This window comes from Streptomyces sp. NPDC007162 (genome assembly GCF_040634175.1).
Taxonomy (GTDB): domain Bacteria; phylum Actinomycetota; class Actinomycetes; order Streptomycetales; family Streptomycetaceae; genus Streptomyces.
This window is the reverse complement of the sequence record NZ_JBEYFC010000810.1, coordinates 1-2,789: the sequence shown is the minus strand read 5'-3', so window position 1 is coordinate 2,789 and position 2,789 is coordinate 1. Positions and strand designations below refer to the sequence as shown.

Genomic DNA, 2,789 nt, shown 5'->3' with positions numbered 1-2,789 from the left:
TCCAGCACCCGCTCGGCCCGGACGGCGAGGGCGCCGGGCACCTCGCCGACGCGTTCCGGGGCCGTACGGCGGATCACACCCGCGTTGGGCGCGGCGGCCGTGAGGAAGCCCGCGCGGTAGGGCTCGGCGAGCAGCGCGCCGCGGTCGTCGCGGAAGACCGGGACGGCCGGCGAGTGGATCACCCGGTCCGAGTAGAACGGGTCACGGTGGGCGCGGTGGTGGTCGTAGAAGGCGCGGGCGTGCACCTGGCAGGCGTAGAGCGCGGAGGCGCGGCACAGGCCTTCCTCCTGCGCCTGGGCGCCGTTCAGGTAGCCGCCGCCCGGGTTGCGGGCCGAGGCGAAGTTCAGGACGGCCACCGGGGCGTCGGCCAGCCGGCGGGCGGCCTCCAGGCTGCTTTCGCCGGTGACCTCGAAGACGGTGTCCGCGTCACCTTGGGCGGCCACCGGCACGGGGTGCGGGCCGTACAGACGCGTCCCGGCCCGCGCGGCCGCGATGTCGGCCGCCAGCAGGACCTCCCGGCCGTCCGGCGCCCGGTAGACCCCCGCCGCCACGATCTCCTCGGTCCCCCGTGCGAGACCGCGCAGGCGCGCACTCATGGCGCCACCCCCGTGGACGCCATGACCGCGACCCGCGCGGTCTCCCCCGTCGTGCTCATACCTGCATCCTGGGTGATCCTGGTGATGCCGTGCAACGGAGTTTCCTGGGCTCGAAACAGCCGGAAACAGCCGGAAACACTGGATGAAACGGAGGTTACCGATCTCGAACCTGCCGTTTGGCACCCTTGTGCGAATCCGCGCGGAGGTCTTGGGTGGGATGGACGATGCCGTCCCGAGCCACCCACGGCCGGGCCGGTGGCATGGTGGAATCTCAGGAGGATCCCGACATGTCCGACTCAATATCCGACGACGGCGACTGTACCGGCGGCTCGGTGAAGACCGACTTCTCGGACGACCGCACCGCTGTCACCGAGGCCGAGGTGGAGGCCCTGGTCAAGGGCATCTGCTTCAAGACGGGACCGCCCCGCACCCTCGGGGTCGAAGTGGAATGGCTGGTCCACGAGCTGCGGCAGCCGCAGCTCCCGGTGACACCCGAACGACTCGAAGCGGCCTACGCCGCACTGCGCACGGTACCCCTGGGCTCGGCGCTCACCGTCGAACCCGGCGGCCAGCTGGAGCTGAGCTCGCCGCCCGCCGCCTCCCTGATGGAGTGCATCGGTACCGTCTCCGCCGACCTGGACGCCGTCCGTACGGTCCTGGCCCAGCAGGACCTCGGCCTGGTGGGCGTCGGTCACGATCCCTGGCACACCCCCCGCCGCTTCCTGCGCGAACCGCGCTACGACGCGATGGAGGCCTGCCTGGACCGCACCGGCACGGCGGGCCGCCACATGATGTGCGCCTCGGCCTCCGTCCAGGTCTGCCTGGACGCCGGCCACGAGGAGCCCGGCCCGCTGGGACACGCGCGCCGCTGGTGGCTGGCCCATCAGCTGGGCCCGGTCCTGGTCGCCGCGTTCGCCAACAGTCCGCTGGTCGGGCACCGGCCCACCGGCTGGGTCTCCACCCGGCAGCTGCTGTGGATGGAGATCGGCGCGGGCCGCGCGGGCGCGCCCCCGCTGGACGGTGATCCGCGAGCGGCGTGGGCCCGGCACGTCCTCGACGCGCCGGTGATGTGCGTACGACGGGACGGCGGCCCGTGGGAGGTGCCCGAGGGGCTCTCCTTCCGGGAGTGGACCCGGTCCGGATCGCCCACCAGGGAGGATCTCGCGTACCACCTGACCACGCTGTTCCCGCCGGTCAGACCGCGCGGGCACCTGGAGCTGCGGATGATCGACGCGCAGCCCGGCGACGACGGGTGGATCGTGCCGCTGGCGGTGACGGCGGCACTGTTCGACGATCCGGAGGCCGCCGAGACCGCGTACCGCACGGTGAAGCCGCTGGCCGAGCGGGCTCGGTCGCGACCGGCCCCGCACAACCCGCTGTGGCTCGACGCGGCCCGCACCGGGCTCGGCGACCCGGAGCTGCAGGAGGCGGCCGTCGGCTGCTTCACGGCGGCACTGCGGGCCCTCCCACGGCTGGGCGCGACCCCCGAGGTCGTGGACGCCGTCCGGGCGCACCTGGACCGGTACGTCCTGCGGGGCCGCAGCCCGGCCGACGACCTGCTGGACCGACTGCGCGGCACGGCGGGTCGCGCCCACGAGAGGGAAATCAGCGCATGACCGAGACCGACATCGATATCGAGACCCTGCGGGACCGGGCGCTGAAGTCCCTGACCACGGCCCGGGACCGCACCACGCTCCTCACCGACTGCGTCGAGGAACCCGACCTCACCGCCCAGCACTCCCCGTTGATGTCCCCGCTGGTCTGGGACCTCGCGCACATCGGCAACCAGGAGGAGCTCTGGCTGCTGCGCAACGTGGGCGGCCGGGAGCCGATGCGCCCCGAGATCGACAGCCTGTACGACGCCTTCGAGCACCCGCGGTCCGAGCGGCCCTCGCTGCCGCTGCTCGCGCCCGCGGAGGCCCGGCGGTACGCGGCGGAGGTGCGCGGGCGGGCGCTCGACCTGCTGGAGGGGGCCGCGTTCGGTGACAGCCGGCTGACCGAGGCGGGCTTCGCCTTCGGGATGATCGCACAGCACGAACAGCAGCACGACGAAACCATGCTGATCACCCATCAGCTCCGCAAGGGGCAACCGGCCCTGACCGCGCCCGACCCCGACCCGGTGCCGCCGTTCACCGGACCGACCGAAGTCCTGGTCCCCGGCGGTCCGTTCACCATGGGCACCTCCACCGAGCC

Annotated in this window: 3 protein-coding genes; 2 read left to right on the top strand and 1 reads right to left on the bottom strand. The window is 73.3% G+C overall.

The window, feature by feature from the left end:
• Positions 1-596 (bottom strand): TIGR02452 family protein (locus ABZ646_RS44290; protein WP_360532811.1); only part of this gene is annotated, 596 nt, incomplete at its 3' end.
• A gap of 287 nt (positions 597-883) precedes the next feature.
• On the opposite strand from ABZ646_RS44290, the gene egtA reads away from it, so the two are divergent.
• Together egtA and ABZ646_RS44280 are read left to right on the top strand one after the other, a co-directional pair.
• Positions 884-2,212 carry an ergothioneine biosynthesis glutamate--cysteine ligase EgtA gene (gene egtA, locus ABZ646_RS44285; RefSeq protein ID WP_360532808.1) on the top strand — a complete coding sequence of 443 codons (1,329 nt, stop codon included), beginning with the start codon at positions 884-886 and terminating at the stop codon, positions 2,210-2,212.
• Positions 2,209-2,789 (top strand): DinB family protein (locus tag ABZ646_RS44280; protein WP_360532805.1); only part of this gene is annotated, 581 nt, incomplete at its 3' end. The genes egtA and ABZ646_RS44280, both read left to right, overlap by 4 nt.

Excerpts from the sequence above, each read along its gene's own strand:
- egtA (WP_360532808.1), top strand. The coding sequence starts at position 884 with ATGTCCGACTCAATATCCGACGACGGCGACTGTACCGGCGGCTCGGTG.